The sequence below is a fragment of the Fusobacterium mortiferum ATCC 9817 genome, assembly GCF_000158195.2.
GTDB classification, from domain to species: domain Bacteria; phylum Fusobacteriota; class Fusobacteriia; order Fusobacteriales; family Fusobacteriaceae; genus Fusobacterium_A; species Fusobacterium_A mortiferum.
Genome location: NZ_GL987994.1, coordinates 422,931 through 449,907 on the forward strand (window position 1 = coordinate 422,931; position 26,977 = coordinate 449,907).

24 protein-coding genes are annotated in these 26,977 nt (G+C 28.2%); 14 read left to right on the plus strand and 10 right to left on the minus strand.

Going from position 1 to position 26,977, the window contains the following annotated elements; genetic code table 11:
• The first annotated feature begins 270 nt into the window (after nt 1-270).
• Entirely contained in the window at nt 271-2,739 is a 2,469-nt protein-coding gene (locus tag FMAG_RS11650) for an AMP-binding protein (protein WP_005886937.1), read from the plus strand.
• A gap of 126 nt (nt 2,740-2,865) precedes the next feature.
• Here the strand turns inward: FMAG_RS11650 and FMAG_RS11655 are convergent, their stop codons facing one another.
• Nucleotides 2,866-5,052, minus strand: coding sequence for a TonB-dependent receptor (locus FMAG_RS11655; protein ID WP_005886939.1), 2,187 nt, complete (start codon nt 5,050-5,052; stop codon nt 2,866-2,868).
• Nucleotides 5,053-5,185: 133 nt separating this feature from the next.
• On the opposite strand from FMAG_RS11655, the gene FMAG_RS11660 reads away from it, so the two are divergent.
• Nucleotides 5,186-5,626 carry a globin domain-containing protein gene (locus FMAG_RS11660; protein ID WP_005886941.1) on the plus strand — a complete coding sequence of 147 codons (441 nt, stop codon included), beginning with the start codon at nt 5,186-5,188 and terminating at the stop codon, nt 5,624-5,626.
• A gap of 33 nt (nt 5,627-5,659) precedes the next feature.
• On the opposite strand, the gene FMAG_RS11665 is transcribed toward FMAG_RS11660, so the two are convergent.
• The 8 genes from FMAG_RS11665 to FMAG_RS11700 form a co-directional block, all read right to left on the minus strand.
• Nucleotides 5,660-7,297, minus strand: a complete 1,638-nt coding sequence (locus FMAG_RS11665) for a DEAD/DEAH box helicase (RefSeq protein WP_005886944.1) — start codon at nt 7,295-7,297, stop codon at nt 5,660-5,662.
• Between the two features lie 285 nt (nt 7,298-7,582).
• Nucleotides 7,583-8,125, minus strand: coding sequence for a phosphodiesterase (yfcE, locus tag FMAG_RS11670; protein ID WP_005886946.1), 543 nt, complete (start codon nt 8,123-8,125; stop codon nt 7,583-7,585).
• A gap of 186 nt (nt 8,126-8,311) precedes the next feature.
• Nucleotides 8,312-8,878 (minus strand): nicotinate-nucleotide adenylyltransferase, encoded by a 567-nt coding sequence (nadD, locus tag FMAG_RS11675; RefSeq protein WP_005886948.1) that lies wholly within the window; start codon nt 8,876-8,878, stop codon nt 8,312-8,314.
• The gene (locus FMAG_RS11680; RefSeq protein WP_005886950.1) at nt 8,875-9,324 is read right to left on the minus strand and encodes a PTS sugar transporter subunit IIA; all 450 of its coding nucleotides are present in this window, start codon (nt 9,322-9,324) and stop codon (nt 8,875-8,877) included. Before FMAG_RS11680 ends, nadD begins: the two co-directional genes overlap by 4 nt.
• 9 nt (nt 9,325-9,333) lie before the next feature.
• Entirely contained in the window at nt 9,334-10,128 is a 795-nt protein-coding gene (locus FMAG_RS11685) for a hypothetical protein (RefSeq protein ID WP_005886953.1), read from the minus strand.
• The gene (gene lpxK, locus FMAG_RS11690) at nt 10,118-11,140 is read right to left on the minus strand and encodes a tetraacyldisaccharide 4'-kinase (RefSeq protein WP_005886955.1); all 1,023 of its coding nucleotides are present in this window, start codon (nt 11,138-11,140) and stop codon (nt 10,118-10,120) included. Before lpxK ends, FMAG_RS11685 begins: the two co-directional genes overlap by 11 nt.
• 101 nt (nt 11,141-11,241) lie before the next feature.
• On the minus strand, nt 11,242-14,760 hold the full coding sequence (gene smc / locus FMAG_RS11695; protein ID WP_005886957.1) for a chromosome segregation protein SMC: 3,519 nt from the start codon (nt 14,758-14,760) through the stop codon (nt 11,242-11,244).
• 44 nt (nt 14,761-14,804) lie between these two features.
• The gene (locus FMAG_RS11700; protein WP_005886959.1) at nt 14,805-15,128 is read right to left on the minus strand and encodes a hypothetical protein; all 324 of its coding nucleotides are present in this window, start codon (nt 15,126-15,128) and stop codon (nt 14,805-14,807) included.
• A 170-nt stretch (nt 15,129-15,298) separates the two neighbouring features.
• On the opposite strand from FMAG_RS11700, the gene cobU reads away from it, so the two are divergent.
• From cobU to FMAG_RS11740, 8 genes are all read left to right on the plus strand, one after another.
• Nucleotides 15,299-15,862 carry a bifunctional adenosylcobinamide kinase/adenosylcobinamide-phosphate guanylyltransferase gene (cobU, locus tag FMAG_RS11705; RefSeq protein ID WP_005886961.1) on the plus strand — a complete coding sequence of 188 codons (564 nt, stop codon included), beginning with the start codon at nt 15,299-15,301 and terminating at the stop codon, nt 15,860-15,862.
• Between the two features lie 16 nt (nt 15,863-15,878).
• Complete coding sequence (cobS, locus tag FMAG_RS11710; protein ID WP_005886963.1) at nt 15,879-16,652, plus strand: adenosylcobinamide-GDP ribazoletransferase; 774 nt, start codon at nt 15,879-15,881, stop codon at nt 16,650-16,652.
• Nucleotides 16,653-16,660: 8 nt separating this feature from the next.
• Nucleotides 16,661-17,242: a histidine phosphatase family protein gene (locus FMAG_RS11715; protein WP_005886965.1), complete on the plus strand. Its 582-nt coding sequence runs from the start codon at nt 16,661-16,663 to the stop codon at nt 17,240-17,242.
• Between the two features lie 14 nt (nt 17,243-17,256).
• Nucleotides 17,257-18,300 (plus strand): nicotinate-nucleotide--dimethylbenzimidazole phosphoribosyltransferase, encoded by a 1,044-nt coding sequence (gene cobT, locus FMAG_RS11720; RefSeq protein WP_370514152.1) that lies wholly within the window; start codon nt 17,257-17,259, stop codon nt 18,298-18,300.
• Nucleotides 18,301-18,324: 24 nt separating this feature from the next.
• A complete protein-coding gene (radC, locus tag FMAG_RS11725) occupies nt 18,325-19,002 on the plus strand; it encodes a RadC family protein (RefSeq protein ID WP_005886972.1) in 678 nt (225 codons plus the stop codon).
• 77 nt (nt 19,003-19,079) lie between these two features.
• Nucleotides 19,080-20,012 (plus strand): PSP1 domain-containing protein, encoded by a 933-nt coding sequence (locus FMAG_RS11730; RefSeq protein WP_370514147.1) that lies wholly within the window; start codon nt 19,080-19,082, stop codon nt 20,010-20,012.
• A 2-nt stretch (nt 20,013-20,014) separates the two neighbouring features.
• A complete protein-coding gene (locus tag FMAG_RS11735; protein WP_005886976.1) occupies nt 20,015-20,695 on the plus strand; it encodes a tRNA1(Val) (adenine(37)-N6)-methyltransferase in 681 nt (226 codons plus the stop codon).
• Between the two features lie 74 nt (nt 20,696-20,769).
• Nucleotides 20,770-21,198, plus strand: coding sequence for an ankyrin repeat domain-containing protein (locus tag FMAG_RS11740; RefSeq protein ID WP_005886978.1), 429 nt, complete (start codon nt 20,770-20,772; stop codon nt 21,196-21,198).
• 22 nt (nt 21,199-21,220) lie between these two features.
• Here FMAG_RS11740 and FMAG_RS11745 read toward each other — a convergent pair whose 3' ends face one another.
• Nucleotides 21,221-21,736 carry a GNAT family N-acetyltransferase gene (locus tag FMAG_RS11745; RefSeq protein WP_005886981.1) on the minus strand — a complete coding sequence of 172 codons (516 nt, stop codon included), beginning with the start codon at nt 21,734-21,736 and terminating at the stop codon, nt 21,221-21,223.
• 155 nt (nt 21,737-21,891) lie between these two features.
• Here FMAG_RS11745 and FMAG_RS11750 point away from each other — a divergent pair, with 155 nt between their 5' ends.
• The 4 genes from FMAG_RS11750 (at nt 21,892) to FMAG_RS11765 (ending at nt 26,977) form a co-directional block, all read left to right on the plus strand.
• A complete protein-coding gene (locus tag FMAG_RS11750; protein ID WP_005886982.1) occupies nt 21,892-22,878 on the plus strand; it encodes a Ppx/GppA phosphatase family protein in 987 nt (328 codons plus the stop codon).
• Entirely contained in the window at nt 22,859-24,931 is a 2,073-nt protein-coding gene (gene ppk1 / locus FMAG_RS11755) for a polyphosphate kinase 1 (RefSeq protein ID WP_187073673.1), read from the plus strand. The genes FMAG_RS11750 and ppk1 overlap by 20 nt, the downstream gene beginning before the upstream one ends.
• Before the next feature lie 132 nt (nt 24,932-25,063).
• Complete coding sequence (locus FMAG_RS11760) at nt 25,064-25,879, plus strand: histidinol-phosphatase HisJ family protein (protein WP_005886986.1); 816 nt, start codon at nt 25,064-25,066, stop codon at nt 25,877-25,879.
• A 9-nt stretch (nt 25,880-25,888) separates the two neighbouring features.
• On the plus strand, nt 25,889-26,977 hold the full coding sequence (locus FMAG_RS11765; RefSeq protein ID WP_005886987.1) for an ABC transporter substrate-binding protein: 1,089 nt from the start codon (nt 25,889-25,891) through the stop codon (nt 26,975-26,977).

Sequence of the window (26,977 nt, forward strand, 5' to 3'; positions counted from 1 at the left end):
TAAAAAAAGAGATACAATCTTTTGGGTGAGCTGGATGTAGAGATATAATTCAAGGTGAATTTGTAAAAAATAGTGATTTATTAAAAGAAAATAAGATAAAATATGAAGAGAAGGATATAGAAGGGATAAAAGTGTTTATCCCTAAATATCTTAATTTAAATAATATTAAAGAGATTAGAATAACAAGATTATTCAGTGTTTTTAGTAAGGTTATGCTACTGAATATTGAATTGAGTCAAATATAATATTTTAATATTGAGGGGGATTTTGGTGAATTTTGTAAAAGATTATAATAAGACTGCTATTATTTATGATGGAAAGAGAATAAGCTACAGTGAGGTTATCAAAAAAAGTAAATATTTCTCTACTCTTTTTGATATCAAACCTCAGGATAAGGTTATCATCTTTATGGAAAATAGACCAGAATTATTATATAGTTTTTTAGGGACTTGGGATAAGAGAGGAACTTGTGTATGCTTAGATGCTAGTTTTAGTGGGGAAGAGCTAGTATATTATTTAAATGATTCAGATGCTAAGTTTATTTATACATCTAATGGAAGTCAAAAAGCTGTGGTAGAGGGATTGGCTCTATCAGGAAAAACTTCTGAAGTAAAAGTAATAAATGTAGATGAGATAGAAGTAAAAGATATTGAGATAAAAGAGTATATTTTAAAAGCTCCAGAGAGAGATGATATAGCTCTTATGCTATATACCTCAGGAACAACAGGAAATCCTAAAGGGGTAATGCTAAAATTTGATAATATTTTAGTCAATATAGAGGGATTAGATAAATATAAGATGTTTATTTCGGAAGATATAGTTTTAGCTCTACTTCCTATGCATCATATTTTTCCACTTTTAGGAGCAGGAGTAGTTCCTTTAGCTAAGGGAGCAACTATTGTCTTTTTAAAAGAGTTATCATCTCAAGCAATGGTAGAAGCTTTTAAGGAACATAGGGTAACTATGATGATAGGGGTTCCTAGACTCTGGGAGATGTTACATAAAAAGATAATGGAAAAAATTAATTCTAGCAAAGTAACTAAAGCAGTATTTAAATTAGCTGAAAAGATAGAGAGTATAAGTATAAGAAAGAAAATTTTTAAAAAGGTTCACGAAGGTTTTGGTGGGAATGTAAGATTTTTTGTTTCTGGAGGTTCTAAACTAGATCCACAAATATCAAAAGATTTCCTAACTTTAGGAATACAAGTGTGTGAAGGTTATGGAATGACTGAGACATCTCCAATGATATCTTTTACTCCTATCAATGAGATTGTTCCAGGTTCTGCTGGAAAAATTTTGCCAGGGGTAGAGGTAAAAATCTCTGAAGATGGAGAGATTTTAGCTAGAGGTAGAAATGTAATGGCTGGTTACTACAAACGTCCTGAAGCAACAGCAGAGACAATAGATAATGAAGGTTGGATACATACAGGGGATTTAGGAGAATTAAAGAATGAGTATTTATATGTAACAGGGCGTAAAAAAGAGATGATAGTTCTATCTAATGGAAAAAATATAAATCCAGTGGAGATAGAGCAATGGATAATGGCTAATACAAATCTAATTCAAGAAATGGCAGTAGCTGAAGTGGACTCTGTACTTACAGCAGTTGTATATCCTAATTTCCAAAAAATAGTTGAAGAAAAAATAACAAATATAAAGGAAACTCTAAAATGGGGAGTAATAGATAAATATAATGGAAAAGCTCCTAATTATAGAAAAATATTAGATATTAGAATAGTCCAAGAGGAACTACCTAAAACTAAACTTGGAAAAGTAAGAAGATTTATGTTGCACTCTCTTTTAAATAAAAAGGAAGAGGAGAATATAAAGATAGAGGAGCCTAAATTTCAAGAGTATTCAGAATTAAAATCATATTTAGAGAAAGTGAAGAATAAGAAGATTACTCCTATGGCTCATCTTGAATTAGATTTAGGATTAGATTCTTTAGATATGGTTGAACTTCTTACTCATCTAGAAACAAGCTATGGTATTAAGGGAGAAGAGAGTATAATAGTTAATAATCCTACTGTTGAAAAATTAGCTAATTATATAAAAGAGAATAGAGGAGAGAGAAAATTTGAAGAGATAAATTGGAAAGAGTATCTTAATCAAGAGAAAAATATTACTCTTCCAAATTCAAATATAGCTATACATCTAATAAAAGCTCTACTTTGGTTACCTTTAACTCTATATATTAGAGTAAAAAAATCAGGAATAGAAAATATTCCAAACGATAGACCTGTAATTTTTGCTGGAAATCATCAAAGCTTTTTAGATGCTTTTATATTTGGATATGCAACTCCATTTAAATATTTAGTAAACTCCTATTCACTTGCTAAAATAAAACATTTTAATAAAGGATATCTGAAATTTTTAGCAAACCATTCCAATGTTGTATTAGTAGATATAAATAAAAATCTAGGAGAAGTTCTGCAAACTATGGCTAAGGTATTAAAAGAGGGAAAAAATATAGTTATATTCCCAGAGGGAGCAAGAACAAGAGATGGAGAGATGTTGGAATTTAAAAAAGCTTTTGCTATTTTAGCAAAAGAGATGGAGGTAGATATTGTTCCTTTTGGAATAAGAGGAGCTTATGAAGCTTTTCCAGCTAATTCTAAATTACCTAAGCCAGCTCAAGTAGAAATAAAGTATTTTGAACCAATATCTTCAAAGGATAAAAGTTATGAAGAGATTGTTCAAGAAACAAGAGATACTTTGATTAAGTGGGTAGGAAAATAGTTTGAAAATTTAAAAAGTTTGATTAACTAGATTCAAAACTAGATTAATCAAACTTTTTTTATAGAATATATAATATTGTAATTACTTTTCTTAAATTGATTTACTGGCTGAGTAATTACATAATATTTAAAATTTTAGTGATAGTCCTAAGTAATAATTTCTTTCTGGAGCAGGAATAGCTGTTGTTGCAGTTTCAAAATAATTATAGTGTTCATTAAATATGTTATTAACTCCAATTTTAACAGTTAGATAATCTTTTATATTGTATTTTCCATATAAGTCTGTTACTCCAAATCCAGAAATTTTATATTTATTGTAAGATTCTAGTTCTCTTTTTTCATAGCTACTATTATAGACATAAGTTGCTCCTAGAGAAAATTTATCATTAAATTTATAATCAGCTCCTAAAGTGATTTTCCATTTTGAAACAATTGGAACTTTATCTCCTTCCTTTAACCATTCGTTACTATTGACTTTTTTTATTTTAGCATAAGTTATAGACTCACTTAAAGTTAACTTATCAAAATAGTGTTGAGCAAAAATTTCGCTGCCATATCTTCTTGTTTGACCGATATTTTCAAATTTCCATTCCTTTAAAGCTGGATTATTAGCATTTCTGTCTAATGTTGCTATTTCATTATTAGTTTGTGAAAAGAAAATAGATACTGTAATAAAACTATTATCTATAACATCTTTTATTCCGAATTCAATACTATCAATAGTTTCAGATTTTAGATTGCTATTAGTATATTTTTGATTTTCTTTATTAGTTAATTGACTTGGAAGAGGAGAGATAAAACCTCTTTCATATCTAGTATAGATGCTTCCTACTTCACTAAATTTGTAATTAAGTCCAATTTCTCCAGCAAAATTATCTGTACTTTTATCTATAGCGGTATAATCATTTATTAAAATTTTATTTGAATTATTATTAGGGAATAATATTCCGCCTAATATTCCACCATTTTCTAAATTGTAACCTTTTATATTACCAAATGAATTTCTATAACCATTGTATTTTGAATATTCATATCTTAGTCCAGTAGTAAGAGCAAGTTTTTCAGTAAGATTATAATTATTAAGTAAATATAGTGCATGGGTATCTTTACTGATATCAAAACTATTTTTTATAGTAACTATACCTTCAAGAGTTCCAAGAAGGTTAGGTGGAATAGGAAAGTTATCAATACTTACATCTGAAAATTTAAATCTATCCGTTGTAACTAAACTATCTCTTTTAACATTAGTAGTAGTATAATCATATCCCATTACTAAAGTTCCACTATCATAGTCAAATTTAGATTTTAATTTAATCCCTTGAGATTCTTCAATAAATTTTCCATCTAAAGTAGATTTTAAATTTTTTATTAAAGGTGAAAATGGCATATTTGAAGTAAATTTAGGAATAGAAAAATCTCTAGTATCATTTTGTAAAAAGTTTCTTTCATATTTAGTTTTGAAAATATTTGAGTATAAAGTTAGAGAGTTGCTAGCTCTGTATTCATAATCTAGAGAGAAAGAACCTCTTTTACTATCAAAATCAATATTTTCTCCTTTAGCTCGTCTATTTTGTGAAAGTAAGGATTTTTTTATCTCAGTAGATGTTTTACCTTCATCATTAAAATATAATCCTTGAAATTTTATTCTATGTTTTTCATTTATAATATAGTCTAATGTTCCATTAAAACTTTTATTTTCAGAATTTTCATTTTCTCTATATCCATCTTTATTAGAATATTGTGTAGCAAGACTTAGATAAAGATTATCATTTATATTTTGTCCTATTGAAAAATCTAAGTTTTTATTATAATACGAGCCACCTTTGAGATCTGCAGAGATAAAATCTTTTCTACTATCTGCTAAGGTTATAATATTAATTACTCCACCTGTTGTTCCACTTCCATATAAAGCAGCACTACCACCAGGTATTATTTCAATTTTTTCAATAGAACTTACAGGAATAGAATTAAGAGGTAGACTTCCCATAGATTCTTCAAGTGGGGTTAAGTTGATTCCATCTATCATAACTTTTACTCTACTCATTGAACGTTCTCCACTTCCACGAAGATTTATAGTTGGACCAAATTGAGTATTAGTAATGATTATGTTAGGAGTATCTCTTAGAATTGCTTCTACATTATTATATTGTTTTTTTGAGATATCTTCTTTTGTAATTAAAGTAATATTTTTATTAGTTTCAACTAATGGAGTATTTAAACCAGAAGTTGTTGTAATAGTTGTTGAGGATAAATGAATTTCATTTCCTAAAAGAATTGTATTTATAGATAAAATCATAAAAATTATTTTTTTCATTAAAAGTAAACTCCTTTATTTTTTAATTAAAGTTTACTAAAAAAATAAAGATTAGTCGGTAACATATGTTACCGATTTTTAAAGAAAAATATATTATACTAATATTATCTAGTTTTAAGGAGGAAAATAAGATATGTTATCACAAAAAACAATTGATATAGTAAAAGCAACAGTACCAGCTTTAAAAGAAAGAGGAGTAGAGATTACTCAAGTATTTTATAAAAATATGTTAGGAGAAAATCCAGATATAAGAGCTATGTTTGATCCAGAAAAACAAAAAGATGGTTCTCAACCAAAAGCTTTAGCGATGACAGTATTAGCAGCAGCTCAAAATATAGAGAATTTAGCTATTTTAGCTCCTGCTGTACAAAAAATTGCTAAAACACATGTAAATGTAAATGTTAAACCAGAGCATTATCCTATTGTAGGAAAATATCTTTTAGGTGCAATTAAAGAAGTATTAGGAGAAACAGCAACTGAAGAAGTTCTTAATGCTTGGGCAGAAGCTTATGGAGTAATAGCAGATATTTTTATCAAAGTAGAAGCAGATATATACGCTGAACAAAATAGATAATTGAAAAAGGAGCTGAAAACAGCTCCTTAAAATCTATTTATTTTCTTTTTTCTTTCTTTTTGAATTTTCCTTTTTTTCCTTACTTTTATCTTCGTTAGATTTATCCTTAGCTTTTTCAACAAGAGGCTTTTTACCATTTTTATCTTTTTGGAAAGCTTCTAATATAATTTCAGCTTCAGTAAAAGGAACAGACATAAATGAGAAGTTTTCAAAAACCTCAACATTTTTAATTTTTCTATCATCAACTTTAGATTTTTTTATAACATAGTCTACAAGTTTTTTAGGAGTCATAGCATTTTTTCTACCTAGTGCAATAAATAATCTTACTTTACCAGATTTTTCTAACTTAACCTCACTGATTTCATTGTAGTTATTCTCATCTAAGATATCATCATAAGCATGTTTTAATAAAGCAGCAACTAAATCCAAAGCTTGTTCTCCATTTAGAAGTTCCTTTGCAAAATCTTTAAAATTATCATAATTTCCTTCTGCTAAAATATTATTTAGTTCTTCCATAAGTCTGAATTTTTTAGCTTGTATTACATCTTTTATTTCAGGAACTCTCTCTTTTCTTATCTCAGTTTTTACAATTCTTTGAATTTGAAGTAATCTTCTATACTCTTGTGGAGTGATAAAAGTGATAGCAGTTCCTTCTTTTCCAGCTCTTCCTGTTCTTCCTATTCTATGTACATAGCTTTCAGCTTCTTGTGGTATAGAGTAGTTAATAACATGAGATAAATCATTTACATCAATTCCTCTAGCAGCTACGTCAGTTGCTACAAGTACATTTATCTTTTTAGCTTTAAATCTTTTTAAAGTAACCTCTCTATAATTTTGGCTGATATCTCCATGTAGACCTTCAGCATCATATCCTCTATCATTTAATTTTCCTACTAAGTCATTGGCATCATTTTTTGTACGACAGAAAACAATTCCATAGAAATCTCTAGTTAAATCAATAATTCTACAAAGAGCTTCAAACTTATCTTTTTCATGTACTTCAAAATATATTTGATCAGTTAAATCAGTAGTTAATTCTCTAGCTTTTACAGCTAAAACTTCATAATCTTTCATATGATTTTTAGCAATTTTCATAATTTCATTTGGCATAGTTGCTGAAAAGAATAACATTCTCTTATCTTCATTAGTAGCTTCTAATATTTTTTCAATATCCTCTACAAATCCCATATTTAACATTTCATCTGCTTCATCTAAGATAAAATATTTTAAATCTTGTAACTTGATAAGTTTTCTTTCCATTAAGTCAATTACTCTTCCAGGAGTACCAACAATAATATCAGTTCCTTTTTTTAATTGTCTAATTTGAAACTCTATTGATTGCCCACCATATACAGGAGTAATTCTTATTTTTTTACCGTGAGCTAAACTATTCATCTCTTCAGCTACTTGTAGAGCTAATTCTCTAGTAGGAGCTAGAACTATTGCTTGTATAACTTTACTTGGCTCAAAATTTTCTAATATAGGAAGAGAGAAAGCAGCAGTTTTTCCTGTTCCTGTTTGAGCTTGCCCAATTATATCCTTATCTCCATTTAATAGAGCTGGAATTGTTAACGCCTGGATAGGAGTAGGCTGTTCATACCCTTTCTTTGCCAAAGCTTTTAATGTTTTCTCACTCAATCCTAATTCTCTAAATTGTTCTAATTTTTCCATTATTCACATCCTTATAATCTAAAATTCATCATTGTCCACCGTAGTGTCCTATAATATTTATATATCTGTTTTATTATAGGAAACTCTCTGTTCAAATTTTATATAAGCATTTAGCGGTTAAAAAAGAGTAATAAATTTTTTATTAATTTATAATTCAGAGAATAATCCTATATTTTTCTAATACAGTATGATATATTGTACCATACTTTTCAAAGAATTGTAAGCTTTTTTATTTTTTTTACAATTTTTTTACAAAAAAAGTGTTTAAAAATCGTGTGTTTATATTTAGAAATTTATCTCCATTAAAATATTCTCATCTAAATCTTTAATTTGAAATTTAGTTTCATCTAAGATAGCAAAGCTATGATTACTATTATTTTTAGGAAGAGATATGGAACCAGGATTAAAGAAATATCTCTCATCTTTTTTTTCAATCATTGGAATATGGAAATGTCCATATAGTAGTATATCTCCTTCTGACATAGGAAGAGGATTATCAATATTATAAATATGTCCATGAGTTAAAAAAACTCTTTTATTTCCTAAATATATCATAGAATAATCGCTCATAATAGGATAACTCAACACCATTTGGTCTACTTCGCTGTCACAATTTCCTCTTACTGCTATGATTTTATCTTTATATTTATTTAAAATTTCAATTACCTCTTTTGGAGAATAATCCTTAGGAAGAGGATTTCTAGGACCATGATATAATTCATCTCCAAGTATTACAAGTTTATCATAGTTTTCTTTTTCAAAAATTTCCATCACTTTTTTTAAATAGTATAAAGAACCATGAATATCTGATATAATAAATAGTTTCATAAATTTCCTCCTAAATAATATAAAAATAAAATTCAAGAATGATGAAGATTGAAGAGAATAAATAGAGCAAGTCAGCGAAAGCGAATGCTAAAAAACACAACTGTTTGAGTGAAACGAGTTTTGTGTTTTTAGTGAGCTAAGCCATACTTGCTCTTTATTCTTTGAACGAAAGTCATTCTTGAATTATTATCTATACAATTTATTTTTTTGAATAAAATCAGCTACTTTTTGAGGAAGCAGGTCATCAACTTTTTCATTTTTTTTCAACCTCTCTCTCACTAAAGTAGAGGAAATATTGTAGAGTGGAGTATCTAAATAGATTATATTATTATGAGAAACACCACCATTATAACCCTCTCTACGAAAAACAATAACTTTACTTAACTCTAATATTTTTTTATAATCTTTCCATTTAGAAAAGTTATAAGCAGAATCTTCTCCAACTATTTCATAAAATTCATGGTGTCCACCATAAAAAGATATTATTTTTTTTAAGGTATCAATAGTATAAGAGGTTTTTTTACTTTTTATTTCAATATCAGAGATAATTATTTTTTCATTTCCTTCAAAGGCTAATTCACACATTTTTTTTCTAAGTTCTCCACTTAGCATAATATCATCTCTATGAGAAGCTTTTCCAACAGGAATAATAATTATTCTATCTAATTCTAGTTTTTTAAGAATAAATTTTACTATTTCAACATGAGCTTTATGTATGGGATTAAAGCTTCCACCATAAATTCCTATTCTCATTTTAACTCCGCAATAGCTTCTAAAAGCTCTTGATAGTTAGAAGCACAAGTTACAGCTTCTCTTAATTTTTTATTTCTAAAAGTTCTCATAAGTTCAGAAACAAGAGATAGATATTCTCTATTTTTTCCTTTAGGAGCACCTACTAATAAAATAAGATTTACTCCTTCTCCATCTGGAGAATTAAAATCTATTTTATTTTCAACTAATCCAACTGCTACTACTATCTCTTCTATTTTTTCACTTCTAGCATGAGGAATAGCAATTCCTTGACCTATACCAGTACTTCCTAATTCCTCTCTAGCCATTATATTTTCATAGAAATGCTGTTCATCTTTTAAGACATCAGTGTTTTCTCTAATTAAATCTACTAATATTTTTAAAACTTCCTCTTTTGTATGTTTTCCATTAATATAGGTAATCAGTTTGCTATTAAAATACTCTAACATCACTACCTCCTATAAAAAACTCTCCAAAAGTTTTTTTTCTACTTCTCTAAGTGGAGTATAATCTTTTATATTTTCTATCATATATTTTAATTTTCCTAAGACTTTTTTCTTATTAGATATATCTATATTCTCTACTAATTTTAGGGAAGATAAAATTTCCAATCCTTCAAGGCTTTCTAAAAGATTTTTATTAGATTTTAAAATCTCTTTTATCTCCTTAGCTTCTCCTTCATATTCACTAACTTTTTCATATATCTCTGTATTATCTCTAAATTTTACCATATATTGTATGAAAATATAGAAAATATTTTCATTGTATTCAGACATAAGTTTATTTAAAGCTAATACCATAAGAGGTTTTATATTGTTAGTTCCTATTAGAGCAAAATTAGAAGAGATTTTAAAAAATTCTTTCCTATCTCTTAAGAATAGCTCTTTTCCATATCTTTTTGCAAACTCAAGATTTCCATTAAAAAGAGTTTTAATATAGTTAGTCTTTACTTTTTCTATATCCAAACTAGAATATCTTTCAATTTTGTCTAAATTTTGCCTCTCTTTTATATCACAAGAGTATAGTAACTCTTCTACAAAAAGGTTATTATCATTTAAAAAAGCTATTACTGGAAGAGCTATACTTCCTTTTTTTCTTTTTAGATTTCCATTTGTATCAATAGTGATATATGCTCTTTTATCTAAAAATTGAGCACATTCACTCAAAACTTCTATCTTACCTTGACTTTCTAAAAGATTGAAAAGTTCACTGGCTTTCTTTTCTTTTATTATATTTAGCATATCACATTGCATTATTTATATTTCCTCCAATTCCTTTTAAACAATTATCCTCTAAAACTGTAAACTCTATTTTTAAGACAAAGAAATTTTCCATAGGTATATCAGTAGGAAGTTTTACTAAGTCTTTTTCAGTCATTATTATAAATGAAGCTTTCATACTATCAGCACGTCTTTGTATAAGTTCGATATCTTTTCTTTTAAAATTATGATGATCCATAAAATCTACTCTTTCAATATATGAAGGCTCTAATGAGATCACTGTTTTTTCAAAATTTAAAGGGTTAGCTAATCCAGAAAATAGTAAAACTCTTTTTCCTTTTACCCAGAAAAGAGGTTTTTGGTTTCCTTTTAAATCACAAAGAGATGTAACACCATGCTTTGCTATAGAAACCTCTTTTCCTAATTTCTTTTTAAGATATTTTTTTATTCTCTCAACTTCTCTTTCACTTACTAAATCAGATTTTGTTATAATAAATTCAGAAGCTCTTCTTGCTCCTTTTTTAAAATCTTCACGGAGCATTCCTTTAGGAAGAACCTCTCCCCAACCAAATGGATTAGTAGCATCTATTAAAACAATATCTCTATCTCTATAAAGCTTTCTATGTTGAAATCCATCATCTAAAACAATGGTATCTACACCAAAATGTTTTTTAGCAAACATACAACCTTTATATCTATTTGAACTGACAACAATGGGAACTTTTAAATTAAGAGCATGTATAAATGGTTCATCTCCACTCTCTCTAGCAGTAGCAAAAATTTCATATCCATCACTTACTAAAAGAGGCTCTCTTTTTCTCTTTCCTCTATATCCTCTTGAAACAACAGCTACTTTTCTTCCCATTTTTTGTAATCTTTTTACAAAATATTGTACAGCGGGAGTTTTACCAGTTCCTCCTACTGTGATGTTACCTATACAGATAATCTCTACTCCCTCTACCCTCCTTATAGGAAGAATTCTCTTATCATAGAGAAAGTTCCTTAAAGATGTGATGAGGTAATATATATATGCTAATATCCTCATTATTACTCCTCAAATAAAAATGTTCTACTCTATATTTTACCCTTAGTAAAAGTAAAAAGTCAAGGAATTTTCCATTTTTTAATTCTCTTCACACTCTATATTTAAAATTTTACAGGAACAATTTTAGATATTCCAATCTCTTTATTCATAGTTACTCCAAATATACTTTCAGATTCTCTCATAGTATCCTTATTGTGAGTAATCAATATAAATTGAGATTTATCTGTAAATTCTTTTAGTTTACCTATTAATTTTCTAGTATTTTTTTCATCAAGTGCTGCTTCTATCTCATCTAAGAATGTAAATGGACTAGGTTTGAACATAAATATTCCCATAATAAAGGCAATAGCAACCATAGATTTTTCTCCACCAGATAATAAAGATAGAGATTGTCTTTTCTTATTTCTAAATTTAACAAATATCTCTACTCCACACTCATCAAAGTTATCTGGGTTATTTAAAATTAATTTTCCTTCAGCATTATTTATAGTTTCCATACACATCTTATTGAAATTTTCATCAATAGCTTTATAGGCAGTAAAAAATCTACTGTGTATAGTTTCGTCTATCTCTTTTATTAAATCTAAAAGTACATTTTTTCCCTTAACTAAATCCTCTTTTTGTGAAGAAAGGAAAGTATACTTCTCATTTAATTCTTTAAACTCCTCAATAGCTAGAAGGTTTACAGCTTGGAAATTTTTTAATCTGTTATCTAAAGATTTAAATCTCTCTTTACACTCTTTGATATTTTCTATACTAATTTCAACACTCTCTATTTCTTCTAAAGACTCAAGATTTTCTTTTAATCTTTCCAAATCACTTTTTAATCTTTCAATTAAATCATTTAATTTGTTCAGAGCATCTCTTTTATGAAGTAGAAAACTATCTATCTCTTTTCTTTTTTTAATTAATTCTCTTTCCTCTTCACTTAACTTTTCATTTATTTGTTTTTTCTCTGTTATCTCAATATTTTCACTTTCATATTTTTGAAGTCTTTCATCAATCTCTTGAGTAAGAGCACTTTCACTCTTTTCTAATACTTCTACCTCTTTTCTCAATAGGGAGATTTTTTGTTTTATATCCTCTTTTTCACTTAAAAGAATTTTATACTCTTTCTCTTCTCTAGCTTTTTCTCTTTCAATTTGACTTATTCTATCTTGAGCATTTAAGAAAATTATTTTTTTATCAGAGAACTCCTCTCTTTTTTGAGTGATTATACTATTTATTTTTTGAGCTTTTAAAATATCTTCCTCTTCCTCTTTTTTAAGTTCATTAACAATAATTTGTATCTTATCCATCTCGTTGTTAGAGTTTGTAATTTTTTTCTCAAACTCCTCACTGTATTTTATCTCTTCATCTAGCTCTATTTTAATAGTTCTAATCTCTTTACTTACTCTTTCTACTTTAGAGTTACACTCTTCAAAATACTCTGAAGCTAATCTTACTTGTTTTCTAAGCTCCTCTTCAGTACTGTCTATTCTATCTATTTCATTTTCAAAATTTTCCAACTCTTTATTAATTTTATTTTGTTCTTCAACACTCTCTTCAATTCTCTTTTTCAAAATTTCTACTTGCTCTTTAAGTTGTTTTATCTCTCTTTTTCTCTCAAAAAGTTGACTAGCAGTAGAGTTACCAGAATCTCCACCTGTAATTCTACCTCTTGAGCTAAGAAGTTCTCCACTTAAAGTAACTACGTTTCCAGCAAAAAGAGAGTTTTTTATTATCTTAAGAGCTGTATCCATATTTTCAACTACAAGAAGATTTCCTAATATAAATTCTGCTACTATTTTATATCTATCTTGGGTTTCTACTAGGTTAGAAGCTAGTCCAATAACTCCATCTAATTTAATATTTGGCTCTTTTTTAGGAGTTACCTTGATAGTATCCAATGCTAAGAAAGATGCTCTTCCTACTTTTTTCTCTTTTAAAATATTGATAGCTTTTTTTGCTACATCACTTGTTGAAACTATGATATCTTGTATATTTCCAGGGACTCCAGCCTCAATAGCCTTCATATATTTTTCAGGGACATTGACAAGAGAGATAAAAACTCCCTCTACTCCAGGTATCTTACTATTTAATACCTCTTTTACTCCCTTAAAAAATCCCTCATTATTTTCTTCCATTCTAAGTAGAGCTTGTAATTTTGACGAATATCTTTTTTCATCATAATCAGAACTTCTAATTATTTCAGAAAGCTTGTTCATTCTTTGGCTACATCTACTAATCTCTTTTTCTAAAAACTCTCCTCTTCCCTTTATATTTTCGAGACTTAAAGTTTTTTCCTCTTTAGATTTTTTAGCACTAACTAACTCTTTTTCCGCTTCAAAAATCTTTTTATTTGCTGCTTCTAGTTCCTCTTTTAAAGAGTTTATCTTATTAGTGCTTCCCTTTACCCTTCTGTTAGAATTTTCAATCTCATTAATGAGTTTCATTTTTTCTAACTCAAGTTCCATCACTTTTTTCTTTTTTATCTCTCTAGCTGTTTCAAAATCCTCTTTAGATTTCTCTAAATCCTTTATCTCTTTTTCAAAGATTTGATTTTCTTCAGATAGTAACTCTATTTTTTGTGCAACAAGAAGAGATTCTTTATCTAATTCAGCTAAACTTTTTCTTTTCTCCTCAATTTTACTTTCTCCAGCTGTAACTCTACTTTCTCTTTCCTCTATCTCCCTTTTATAGCTAGCACATCTTTCACTTATTCTTACTTTTTCTTTTTCCTTACTTTCAATCTCTCTTTTTAATTCTTGATTTTTATTTCCGTTTTCCTCTATATATTTTTTTAACTCTATTTTTTTTTTATCAATTATTTCTAATCTATTTTCAATTTCTTCAAACTCTGTTTGTAATTTATTATTTTCACTATCTAGGTTTTCTTTACTTTGATTACTTTTATCTAGCTCACTGTTTTTATTATTGTACTCACATTGATATATTCCCTTAGCAAGTGAATCCCTTTCTTTTTTTAACTCTAAATATTCTTGAGCTTTTCCAGCTTGTTTTTCTACTTTATCTCTATTTTCTCCCACTTCATTGAGAATTAAATCTATTTTTTCAAGCTCTGTATCTACATTTTCAAGATTTTTTACAGCTTCATTTTTTTGCCCTTGGAATTTTTTTATTCCAGCAGCTTCCTCTATAATACTTTTAATCTCTTTAGAAGAGGAACTGATTATTCTTTCTACTTTTCCCTGTCCTATTACAGAATAAGCACTTTTTCCAACTCCTGTATCTAAAAATAGATTAGCTATATCTTTTAATCTTGATTTAGAATCATTGATAAAATACTCATTTTCACCAGTAGAGTGCAACTTTCTAGTTATTTTTATCTCATCATTTTCCACTGCTAAAAAACTATCACTGTTATCTATATAGAGGGAAACCTCAGCAAAATTCATAGCTTTTTTATCTTTTCCACCAGAGAAAATCACATCAGAACTCTCTTTAGCTCTAATGTTTTTATAGGATTGCTCCCCTAAAACCCATAATACAGCATCAAGAATATTGGATTTTCCACTTCCATTGGGACCAACTATTGAAGTAAGTCCTCTATTAAACTCTATATATACCCTTTCACCAAAGGATTTAAAACCGAATATTTCAACTGCTTTTAAAAACATTTATGCCCCCTATTATCTGTAAATTAATATTATTAAATAGTTTATTACTCTTGAAATTCATCAATAGCTTTCCAAGTTATAACTTTCACATTTGAATAATCTTGGGATTTAGAACAACAACTTCCACAACTACTATTAGACTTAGAACAAGTATTACAGTTAGAGTGTGAAGAACACTCTTCTTTCTCTCTTTTTTGATACTCTTCATAAGTTTCTAAATAACCCTCTTTTAAAAGATTCTCGTAGGATTTTTCTAACTCTTCATAGGTTATTCCAAGATTTTTTGTAATTGCTAAATCACTATATACTCCAGCTGATAAAAGAAACTTTATAACTTTTTTATCTATCTCATTAATATTTTTATTCATAAAATACTCCTTATCTCTAAATAATAAAAATTTCTATTAAAAAATTATACCATACTTTTTTAAGAAATTGTTAGAAAAAACTGGATATTTAAGTTACTTTCTTTTTTCTTTACCTAAGAGCTATATTTATGTTATAATCAGAGTAATAGAAGTTTTTAGGAAGTGAAAATATGGGAAGAATAATATATTTTACAGGGGGAGCAAGGAGTGGAAAAAGTGCTCAAGCAGAGCAATATATATTTGATAGAGAATATACTAAAAGAATATATATAGCTACCTCGATTCCCTTTGATGATGAGATGAAGCTGAGAGTGAAAAAACATAGGGAGCAGAGAGGAGAGGATTGGATAACAATAGAAGGGTACAGAGATTTAATAAAAAAAATATCTCCTTATGTGGCAAAAGATGGAGTAATACTACTTGATTGTCTAACTAATATGGTAACTAATCTTATGATAATGGATAAGGATATAGATTGGGATAATCTTCCTATGGAAAGTTTAGAACAAATAGAAAAGGAGATATCTCAAGAAGTAAATAAACTTTTTGATTATTTTAGAGAGATACCAATGGATACAGTAATTGTATCTAATGAGTTAGGAATGGGAGTGATACCACCTTATCCTTTGGGAAGATATTTTAGAGATATTTGTGGAAAAGTAAATCAAATGGCAGGAAAATATTCTGATGAAGCTTATATGGCAGTATCAGGTTTACAATTAAAATTGAAATAATAATGGAGGAAAATATATGAACGGAATAGCACTACTTTTTAAATTTATGACAAGATTACCAATTGGATTTGAACCAAAATTTGATTCTGATTCATTGGGAAAGAGTATGAAATTTTTTCCAATAGTTGGAATGGTAATGGGATTAATATTGCTAGCTTTTTTCTGGGCTCTTAGCTATGTAATATACTCTCCAATGGTAATGGTTGTTACACTTGTAATTATAGAGGTAATACTTACAGGGGGATTACACCTAGATGGACTAGCTGATACCTTTGATGGAATCTTTAGTTATAGAAGTAAGCAAAAAATGTTAGATATAATGAAGGACTCGAGATTAGGGACTAATGGTGGATTAGTATTGATACTTTACTTCATATTAAAAGTGGCTTTAATATATGAGTTGGATATGATAGCAGGAATACCATCAGGTATAGTATTGTTATTGACACCAGCTATAGCGAGATTAAATAGTGTAATAAACTGTGCTTCTGCTCCTTATGCTAGAGCAACAGGAATGGGAAAAACTTTTGTAGATAATACTGATGGTTTTGGAGTAGTAGTAGCTACAATACTTACATTAATATTTAGTGGTATAGTATGTTATGTATTCTTTATACCTCTTACTATACTTATAATTATTCCTGTTGTGATGTTATTAGGATTTATTTTTGCAAAACTTATGACTAGAAAAATAGGGGGAGTAACTGGAGATACACTAGGAGCTGTGGTAGAGCTTTCAGAAGTTTTAGTTCTTTTCTTACTATATATAGGAGCTATGTTGTTAGTATAGGTGTAAATATGGGAAAGCTTATTTTAGTACGTCACGGACAAACAGATATGAATGTAGAAGGAATATACTTTGGTTGGTTAGACCCAGCTCTAAATGAAAAGGGAAGAGAACAGGGAGAGAGAGCCAAAGAGGTTCTAAGAAAAATATCATATGATAATATATATTCTAGTGATTTAAAAAGAGCCAGTGAAACAGCAAGATTAGTTAATTATTTAAAAAAAGAGTTAGTTTTAGATAAAAGGCTAAGAGAATTAAATTTTGGAATTTTTGAAGGACTTAGTTATGAAGAGATAAAATCAAAATATCCAGAAGAGTGTAAAGAGAGTGAAAAAGATTGGCAGAATTTTAATTTTATCACTGGAGAAAATCCAAAAGATTTGCAAAAAAGAGCTGTTGAGTTTGTAGAGAGTTTAGATTTAGAAAAAAACAATTTAGTAGTTACTCATTGGGGAGTAATAAACTGTATATTAAGTTGGTACTTTTCTAATGGAATAGAAAGTTACTGGAAATATTCAGTAGAAAATGGTGGAATATGTATAATAGAGTTTGTAGATAGATTTCCAATATTAAAAGGATTAAATATAGGGTGATTAGTGTGGAAGATATAAAAAATATTTTGGGAGAGCTAAGAGGTTTAGATATAGAGAGTATGCAACTTGCTCAAGAGGAATTGGATAGAAAAATGAAACCTCAAGGAAGTCTTGGAGTATTAGAAAAAATAGTGGTAAAGATGGCAGGAATATATGGTTACCCTATAAAACAGGTAGATAAGAAATGCCATATAGTAGCTTCAGCAGACAATGGAGTTTTAGAAGAGGGGATTTCATCTTGTCCAGTAGAATATACAAGAATAGTTTCAGAGGCTATGCTAAATAAAATTGCTTGTATTGGTTTATTTAGTAAAAGATTGGGAGTGGAGTTTAATCTTGTGGATATAGGGATAAAAGAACCTATACCAAGAGATTATCCAAATTTATATAATAAAAATATAAAAAAAGGAACAAATAACTTTTATAAAGAGCCAGCTATGAGTAGAGAAGAGTGTTTAAAAGCTATTCAAGTAGGAATGGATATGATAAAAGAAAAATCTCAAGGGGTTACAGTTTTTTCTAATGGAGAGATGGGAATAGCTAATACTACTACAAGTTCAGCAATATTATACTCTTTTACGAGAGGTAATATAGATGAAATAGTAGGAAGAGGAGGAGGACTTTCTGATTCTGGATTAATTAAGAAAAAGAGAGTGATAAAAGAATCTTGTGAGAGATACAATACTTTTGAAATGGAACCAGTGGATATATTAGCTCACGTTGGAGGACTTGATATAGCTTGTATGGTAGGAATGTACTTAGGAGCAGTAAAATATAGAAAACTGATGTTAGTAGATGGGTTTATTTCAGCAGTCGCTCTTCTTACAGCATATAAGATAGAACCTAAAGTTAAAGATTTTATATTATTGACTCATATGAGTGAAGAGCCAGGAATGAAAGTAGTATTAAATGAATTAGGAGAGAAGGCTTTTCTCAATATGGAGATGAGATTAGGAGAGGGAACAGGAGCTGTTTTGACTTATCCTATGATAGATTGTGCTTTGGATATGATAAATGGAATGAAAACTCCATCTGAAGTATATGATTTATTTAAATAGTCAATAACTATTAGGGGGATAGGTATGGATAAAAAATATAAGGGACATAGAGAGAGAATAAGACAAAAATATTTACAAGGAGGTTATTCAGCCTTTTTAGAGTATGAGATATTAGAGTTACTTCTTACTTATGCAATACCTATAAAAGATACCAAACCGATAGCTAAAGAGTTGATAGAAAAATTTGGAAATTTAGATGGAGTTGTAATGGCTTCTATAGATGAGTTGATGAGTGTTAAAGGGATAAAGCAAAATAGTGCTATATTTCTTAAGCTTTTAGGAGATACATCTAAATATCTTTATAGAGGAGATATGAAAAGAGATGGGATACAGCTTAGAGATAAAGAGTCTCTTTTAAAATATTTAAGAAGTGATATAGGATTTTCTAGTCGAGAAGAGTTTAAAGTTATTTTTCTTAATAATTTTAATATATTAGTGGGAAGCGAAACTTTATTTGTAGGAACTATTGATAAAAGTGCTGTTTATCCTAGAGAGATTTTAGAAAAGGTAATACAGTACAAAGCTAAAGGAGTTATATTTGCTCATAATCATCCTTCTGGAAATTTACGTCCATCTAAGCAGGATATTCAAATAACTGAACATATGCAAGAGGTATTAGAGATGATAGATGTAAAACTTCTTGAGCATATAATTATCACAAAAGATGGATATTTTAGTTTTTTACAAGAGGGATTAATCTAAATCTTGTTTTGAAAGAAAAATTATGATAAGATGATATAAATATTGTTTTCTTTTAAATAATATTTATTAGAGAGTAATTGGAGGATTTGATGGAAGATATAAATAAAGAAGAACTTGAAATAACTCAAGAGCCAAAGTTATATAAGGTATTAGGAGTTATGTTTGAAGTTACTAAAAAAAGATATTACTTTGAAGTGATAGATGGTGTAGAGTATAAAAAAGGTGATAAGGTAATAGTAGATACAGTTAGAGGTAAGGAGATAGGTTTAGTTTATGGAGAGGCTAGAATGATACCAGAAACAGAACTAGTTCTTCCACTAAAACCTGTTATAAAAAGAGCTAGTAAAGAGGAAGAGGAAAGATATATACAATTGAAAGCTGACTCTTTAGAAGCAAAAAATATCTGTAAGGAGAGAATAGCTCATCATAAATTACCAATGAAGTTGGTAGAAACTGAATATACCTTTGATAAAACAAAATTGATATTTTATTTTACAGCTGAGGGAAGAATAGACTTTAGAGATTTAGTTAAAGATTTAGCTAATATTTTTAGAGTGAGAATAGAGCTAAGACAGATAGGTGTTAGAGATGAAGCTAGAATTTTAGGAACAGTGGGTGTATGTGGAAAAGAGCTATGCTGTAGGACATTCATTAATAAGTTTGATTCTGTATCTATAAAGATGGCAAGAGACCAAGGACTAGTTATAAATCCTGCTAAAATTTCTGGGGTATGTGGTAGACTTTTATGTTGTATCAACTATGAGTATCAACAATATGAAGAAGCTCTTAGAAATTATCCTGCTGTAAATCAACAGGTAAGAACTCCAAAGGGAGATGGAAAAGTTTCAAGTATAAGTCCACTTAATGGATATTTATTTGTTGATGTAGAAAATAAAGGCTTAATGAAATTTGATGTTGAAGAAGTCAGATTTAATAGAAAAGAAGCAAATAAATTAAAAAATGAAAAAACTGCTGAAGAATTAGCTCATAAGGAGCTTGAAAAGGAATAATTATGTTGTATGAAAATGAGGATATGACAATACTCAGAGATAATTTTAAACTTATTCAAAAGGTAAATGGATTTAGATTTTCAGTAGATGCTGTAATACTTTCAGATTTTTTCAATCCTCATAAAGATGGGAAAGTTTTAGATATAGGAACAGGTAATGGGATAATTCCTATTTTACTCTATGCTAAAAATAAATCTAGGGATATAGTAGGCATAGATATACAAGAGGAAAATAGCTCACTGGCTATTAGAAATATAGAGTTGAATAAGTTAGAAGAATATATAGAAATAGTAAATTATGATGTCAAAGAATATCCTTTTGGAAACTCTTTTGATTATATAGTTTCAAATCCACCTTATATGAAAGTAGATGGAAAGAAACAAAATGATTTAAGCAGTAAAGCTATAGCAAGACACGAGATAAAATTGGATTTGTATGATTTAGTAAAAAATGCAAAAAGACTTTTAAAACCAATGGGAAGTTTTACCCTAGTTCATAGAAGCTATAGATTTATTAAGATTTCAAGAGTATTAGAAGAGAGTGGTTTTTCTATAAAAAGAGTAAGATTTGTTTATTTTTCTAAGGATAAAAATTCAAATCTTGTTCTTATTGAGGCATGGAAAGGGAAAAAATGTCAACTAGAGATTGAACCACCACTTTTTCTTGAGGAGAGTGGTTATTAAAAGGTAAGATATTAGTTTTAGATAACAACAAAAACAATTATAAAAATAGAAGGAGAAAATTTACACGAGCAAAAATGGAACTTTTAAAATTTGTTGAACAAAATAACTTAGAAGAATTTAAAAATAATTTGGATATGGATTCTATTGAAGAAGTAGATAATAATAAAAATACTATACTTCATCACTGTGTGGAGATGGATAAATACGACTTTGTAGATGCTTTACTTTATAATGGAGCTGACCCTAATGTAAAAAATAGAGAGGGAAATACACCATTACATATAGCAGGACAAAAAAATTATGGAAAAATAATGGAGTTATTATTAGAGTTTGGTGGAGATTTAGAGATAAAAAATAATCATCAAAGAACAGCTGTAAATTTAGCAATAGCTTCAAAAGCTACTAGTGTACTAAAGGTTATTGAAAATAGTGGAGCAGACTATGATGGTTTAGGAGCTGGATTTGAAAAAATTAATCACCACAGAAGATTAGAGGATTTTTAGGAGGGAATTATCCCTCCTCTTTTTATTTGTATTCTAAGTTAGAAGTAAGTAATTTTTCATAAGCAATCTTTTCTCCATCAATAAAAACAATACCACAGTACTCATAACCATTTTTATTAAAAAGATGTTTCATTGTTTCATTTTCTGGAGCAGTATCTACTCTAACACTTCTAATATTTTTACTAAGAGCTAACTTTTCAGCAAATTTAAAAAGCTCACTTCCATAACCTTGACCTCTTAACTCTTTATGTATAGCACATCTATGAATAGAAGCGTAATTACCAAAAGTTTTCCATTTTCCTTTTATATTTTTATATACTTCATCATCAGAAAAGTCCACTACTATATAACCTCTAATCAAATTTTTAACAATAAGAACATAGCCTATATTATTTTCTATATCATTAATGATAGTTTCTTTATTGGGATAATTTTCATTCCATTGAGTGGAATTATTTCTTTTCATATACTCTTTTGCATGAGAAATGACTTCTAAGATACTCTCTATATCTTCTTTTTTAGCCTCTCTAAAATTCATTTTTCCTCCTAATTTATAGAAAATTTAATAAATTATATAATTATAAAAATTTTATGTCAATAAAAAATTTACACATCTTTTACATTAATTAAATTTTTTTTTAACAAAGGAGTATTATTATTAAATAAATTAATTAAAAAATTTAGGAGGTTCATATGATTTACGGAATAATAGATTTAGGTTCAAATACAATAAGATTATCAATTTTTAAATATAATGATGGGAAGATAAAATTACTATCTAATAAAAAAGAGATAGTAGGATTAGCTCTTTGTGTTGAAAATGGAAGATTAACAGAGAAAGGGATAGAAAAAACTTGTGAAATTTTAAACAAATACAGAGAAAGTTTAGAAAATGCTCAAGTAAAAGTATATTCAGTTTTTGCTACAGCATCTTTAAGAAATATAAAAAATAAAGATGAAGCATTACAAGAGATAAAAGCTAAAACTGGAATGGAACCAGAAATATTATTTGGAGAAGAGGAAGCTAGATTAGGGTTTTTAGCAGTAAAAAGTGAGTATGATGTAGAGAATGGAATAGTTATAGATATAGGTGGTGGAAGTACAGAGATAGTTGTATTTGAAGAGGGAGAGATAAGAGAGCTTACAAGCATTCCTATTGGGGCACTTAATTTACAAGATGGAAATATACCAGGATTAGTAGCAAAAGAAAAAGATATAAAAAGAATGAGAAGAATAGTAAGTAAAGCTTTAGATAAATTGGATTGGGAAAATAAAGAGTATTCTCAAATGTATGCTGTTGGAGGAACAGCTAGAGCAACTTTGAAAGTAGCTAAAGAATTATTTGGAGTTCCAGTAGAAAGTAAAAGTTTTAGTAGAGTAGAATTAAAAGGAATTATTAGAAAAATGAAAAGTGAGGTACATGAGGAATATAAGTCAGTATATAAAATTATTCCAGAACGTATTTTCTCTTTTGCTGGAGGAATTTCTATCTTAAGTGAGATAGTAAAGAAATTTAACTGTACTCAAATAAATATAAGTAAAGCTGGAATAAGAGAAGGGTATTTTATAGATAGAATAGTTAACTATTTAAAAGAAAACCAAAAGATTAAAGAAGCTGAAGAAAAAGTAAAAGAGGAAATTCTTGAAAAAGATGAAGCAGGTGAAAAAATTGGAGAATAAGGATAAAAATTTATGTTTTGATAATAGGGAGTTTTCATGGTTAAAATTCAATGAAAGAGTTTTAGAAGAAGCACAGAAAGAGAGTGGAAATCCGATATTAGAGAGATTAAAATTTATCTCAATTTTTACAAGCAACCTAGATGAATTTTTTATGGTAAGAGTAGGAACTCTAACTGATTATCAAAAATATTTTAAAGAGTATGTAGATAGTAGAACTAATTTAACTCTTCAAGAGCAATTAAGTGAAATATATAGAAGAAGTACAGAGTTATATATAAAATGTGATGAAGTATATGGAGAAGTTTTAGAAGATTTAAAAGAAAAAGGAATAAAAATAATTAAAACTGATGAGTTAGATGAGGAGAAAAAGAAAAAAATACTAAAATATTATAAGAAAAATATTTTACCAATATTATCTCCCCAAATAATAGATGTTTGGCATCCATTTCCTTTTTTACAAAATAAAAAACTATATGTAACTGTTGAATTAGAGAAGAAAAAAGAGAAAAAGCTAGTTGGAATAATTCCAGTACCTGTAAAAATAAGTAGATTGTTAGAAGTAGAGGGAATGGAGAATACCTTTTTATTGTTAGAAGATATAATAGAGTATTTCTGTAAGGATATATTTTCAATGTATAAGGTTTTGGATTCTACAGTTATCTCTATAACTAGAAATGCTGACATAGATACAGATTATGATATGAGTTTTGATGAAAATGCTGATTATAGACAATTTATGAAAAAGCTTATAAAAAATCGTTCTAAATTAGCCCCAGTTCGTTTAGAGTTTCAAAAAGAGATGAGCAAGTTTTTTACTAGATATTTTTTAAAAAGTTTTAATTTAGAAGATGAGCAACTTTTTATTTCTAAAGCACCTTTGGACTTAAGCTTTACTTTTACTTTAGAAAATATAATAAAAGTAGAAAATAAAGAAGAATTACTATTTTCTATATTTAAGCCAAAAGAAAATTTAGAAATAAATAAAAATTTGAATATAGCTAACCTTCTTTTTGAAAAAGATTTACTTCTTTTTTATCCTTTTGAAAGTATGAAGCCATTTTTAAACCTTTTGAAACAAGCTTCTGAAGATGAGAGAGTAGAGAGTATAAAAATAACATTATATAGAATATCTAAAGACTCAAAATTAGCTAACTATCTAATATCAGCAGCAGAAAATGGAAAAGATGTAACAATACTTATGGAGTTAAGAGCAAGATTTGATGAGGAAAATAATATAGAGTGGGCTAAAAAATTCCAAGAGGCAGGGTGTAGAGTGATATATGGAGCAGATAAATACAAGGTACACTCTAAAATTTGTCAAATAACTTATAAGACAGAGGAAGGATTTAAATATATAACACAGGTTGGAACAGGAAATTATAATGAAAAAACAACTAAGATATATACAGACTTTTCAATTATTACTTCTGATAAAGAGATTGGTGTAGATGCAGATAAATTTTTTAAAAATATGGCTGTAAATAATTTAGATGGGAAATATGAAAAGTTATGGGTAGCTCCTACAAGTTTTAAGCAAAATGTTTTAAAAGGAATAGAGGAAGAGATAGAGAAGTCAAAAAGAGGAGAAAAGGGAATAGTTACAATTAAATGTAACTCTTTTACAGATAAAGAGGTTATGAAAGCTTTGATAGTAGCTTCTAAAAATAATGTAGATATCAATTTAATAGTGAGAGGAATTTGCTGTATAATCCCAAAAGTGGAAGGACTTACTGAGAATATAAAGGTTGTGAGTATAGTAGGAAGATTTTTAGAACATTCTAGAATATATTCTTTTGGACAAGGTGATGAACAAAAATTATACATATCCTCTGGAGATATGATGACTAGAAATACAGAAAATAGAGTTGAAATATGCTGCCCAATTGAAGATAGAATAATTAAGCAAAAAATAAACAGCATAATAGATATAATATTAAAAGATAATGTAAAGAGTAGAGAATTAGAAAAAGATGGAGTATATAGATATAGACATATAGGAGAGATACCTATAAATTCTCAAGAAATTTTTATGGAAGAGAGTGAAACCTTTTAATTTGAGAATTTTTAATATTTAACATATATTTAACTAAAGCTTTACATTATTTTTACAGAAAATAAATTTTAAATTAACATGTGACTGATACAATTACTTTGTAAATAAGAAATAGATATTGGAGGGAAAAGGATGTATAGATCAGATTCACATGTACATAGTGAATTTTCTGGAGACTCTAAAGAAAAATTAGAAAAAATTATTGAAAAAGCAAAAGAGTTAAAAATGGATGAAATAACAATAACAGATCATTTAGACTTAGATTTTCCAATGAAACCAAATATTTTTACTTTAGATCTAGAAAAGTATATTGAAAGATTAAAAGAATTAAGAAAAAGAGAAAAAGAGTTACAAATAAAGATAGGAATAGAAATAGGATTACAACCTACACTTGTAAATAGATACAATTCTATTTTTGAAAATAAAGATATAGATTTTATAATAGGTTCATCTCATGCTATATCAGGAAAAGATGTTGCAACTAAAGATTTCTTTTTAGGAAAAGAAAAAAATGAAGCACATAGAGAGTATTTTTTAGAAGTTTTGAAAAATATAGATTTGTTTCCTGAAATATCAGTTTATGGACACTTAGATTTTATAAATAGATATGGAATTGGAGTTTATAAAGATTATAAAGATTTAGATTATATTTTACATCAAGATATTATTGATGAAATTTTAAAAAAATTAATTTCTAAAAATATAGGAATTGAAGTAAATACTTCTGGATTGAGATATGGATTAAAAAATTTTCATCCCCATATAAATATTTTAAAAAGATATAAAAAGTTTGGAGGAGAGATAATTACAATTGGTTCAGATTCACATAGATCAGAAGATATTATGAAAGATTTTGATATAGTAAAAAAATTATTAAAAGAATTAGGGTTCAATTCTTATTGTACATTTAAAAATAAAAAGATTGAATATAGAGATTTAGATATTTAAGGAGGAAAAATGAATTTTAAGAAAGTAATGTTAGGAGTATTTGCAATAGGATTATTAGCAGGATGTGGAAATGAGAAAAAAGAGGAAGTAAAAGTAGCAACAGAAACTCCAATGACTTTAGAACAAATAATAGAAGCTGCTAAAAAAGAAGGAGAGGTAAACAGTGTTGGAATGCCAGATGCTTGGGCTAACTGGAAAGGAACTTGGGCAGATTTAAAAGAGAAATATGGATTAAATCATGTAGATACAGATATGTCTAGTGCTGAGGAGATTGCTAAATTTAAAGCTGAAGGAGAGAATGCAACAGCAGATATAGGTGATATTGGTTATGAGTTTGGAACAGTAGCAAAAGCACAAAATGTAACTTTACCTTATAAACCAACTACTTGGGATGAGATTCCTCAATGGGCAAAAGATCCAGAAGGACATTGGGTATTAGGATATACAGGAACAATAGCTTTTATTGTAAATAAAGATCTAGTTACAAAGATACCTACTTCTTGGAAAGAGTTAGGAGAGAGTGATGCCAAGGTAACAATAGGACCAGTTGGAATCGCTTCACAAGCAACAAACTCAGTTCTAGCAGCAGCATTTGCTCTAGGTGGAGATGAAGGAAATATTCAACCAGCTATAGATTTCTTTGGAAAAATAGCAGAAGAGGGAAGATTATTATCAAATGATCCATCTATTGCTGCTCTAGAAAAAGGAGAAGTAGAGGTTGCTTTAGTATGGGATTTTAATGGATTAAACTATAGAGATCAAATAGATAGATCAAGATTTGAAGTATTGATTCCTTCAGATGGTTCATTAATCAGTGGATATGCTACAATTATCAATAAATATGCTAAACATCCAAATGCAGCTAAATTAACAAGAGAGTTTATCTTAAGTGATGAAGGACAAATCAACTTAGCTATTGGATATGCAAAACCTATAAGAACAAGTGTTCAATTACCAGAGGAAGTAAAAGCAAAACTATTACCAAATGAGCAATATAAAAATGCAAGACCAGTTAAAGATTTCGATAAATGGAAGAAGACTTCTGAAAATATAGCACAAATGTGGCAAGAAGAAGTAGTATTTAAAATGAATAAGTAA

Excerpts from the sequence above, each read along its gene's own strand:
- FMAG_RS11665 (WP_005886944.1), bottom strand. The coding sequence starts at position 7,297 with ATGGAAAAATTAGAACAATTTAGAGAATTAGGATTGAGTGAGAAAACA.
- FMAG_RS11750 (WP_005886982.1), top strand. The coding sequence starts at position 21,892 with ATGATTTACGGAATAATAGATTTAGGTTCAAATACAATAAGATTATCA.
- cobS (WP_005886963.1), top strand. The coding sequence starts at position 15,879 with ATGAACGGAATAGCACTACTTTTTAAATTTATGACAAGATTACCAATT.
- FMAG_RS11660 (WP_005886941.1), top strand. The coding sequence starts at position 5,186 with ATGTTATCACAAAAAACAATTGATATAGTAAAAGCAACAGTACCAGCT.
- lpxK (WP_005886955.1), bottom strand. The coding sequence starts at position 11,140 with ATGAGGATATTAGCATATATATATTACCTCATCACATCTTTAAGGAAC.
- radC (WP_005886972.1), top strand. The coding sequence starts at position 18,325 with ATGGATAAAAAATATAAGGGACATAGAGAGAGAATAAGACAAAAATAT.
- yfcE (WP_005886946.1), bottom strand. The coding sequence starts at position 8,125 with ATGAAACTATTTATTATATCAGATATTCATGGTTCTTTATACTATTTA.
- FMAG_RS11685 (WP_005886953.1), bottom strand. The coding sequence starts at position 10,128 with ATGCAATGTGATATGCTAAATATAATAAAAGAAAAGAAAGCCAGTGAA.
- FMAG_RS11700 (WP_005886959.1), bottom strand. The coding sequence starts at position 15,128 with ATGAATAAAAATATTAATGAGATAGATAAAAAAGTTATAAAGTTTCTT.
- FMAG_RS11735 (WP_005886976.1), top strand. The coding sequence starts at position 20,015 with ATGTTGTATGAAAATGAGGATATGACAATACTCAGAGATAATTTTAAA.
- nadD (WP_005886948.1), bottom strand. The coding sequence starts at position 8,878 with ATGAGAATAGGAATTTATGGTGGAAGCTTTAATCCCATACATAAAGCT.
- smc (WP_005886957.1), bottom strand. The coding sequence starts at position 14,760 with ATGTTTTTAAAAGCAGTTGAAATATTCGGTTTTAAATCCTTTGGTGAA.
- FMAG_RS11740 (WP_005886978.1), top strand. The coding sequence starts at position 20,770 with ATGGAACTTTTAAAATTTGTTGAACAAAATAACTTAGAAGAATTTAAA.
- FMAG_RS11765 (WP_005886987.1), top strand. The coding sequence starts at position 25,889 with ATGAATTTTAAGAAAGTAATGTTAGGAGTATTTGCAATAGGATTATTA.
- FMAG_RS11655 (WP_005886939.1), bottom strand. The coding sequence starts at position 5,052 with ATGAAAAAAATAATTTTTATGATTTTATCTATAAATACAATTCTTTTA.
- FMAG_RS11715 (WP_005886965.1), top strand. The coding sequence starts at position 16,661 with ATGGGAAAGCTTATTTTAGTACGTCACGGACAAACAGATATGAATGTA.
- FMAG_RS11680 (WP_005886950.1), bottom strand. The coding sequence starts at position 9,324 with ATGTTAGAGTATTTTAATAGCAAACTGATTACCTATATTAATGGAAAA.
- FMAG_RS11745 (WP_005886981.1), bottom strand. The coding sequence starts at position 21,736 with ATGAATTTTAGAGAGGCTAAAAAAGAAGATATAGAGAGTATCTTAGAA.
- cobU (WP_005886961.1), top strand. The coding sequence starts at position 15,299 with ATGGGAAGAATAATATATTTTACAGGGGGAGCAAGGAGTGGAAAAAGT.
- FMAG_RS11760 (WP_005886986.1), top strand. The coding sequence starts at position 25,064 with ATGTATAGATCAGATTCACATGTACATAGTGAATTTTCTGGAGACTCT.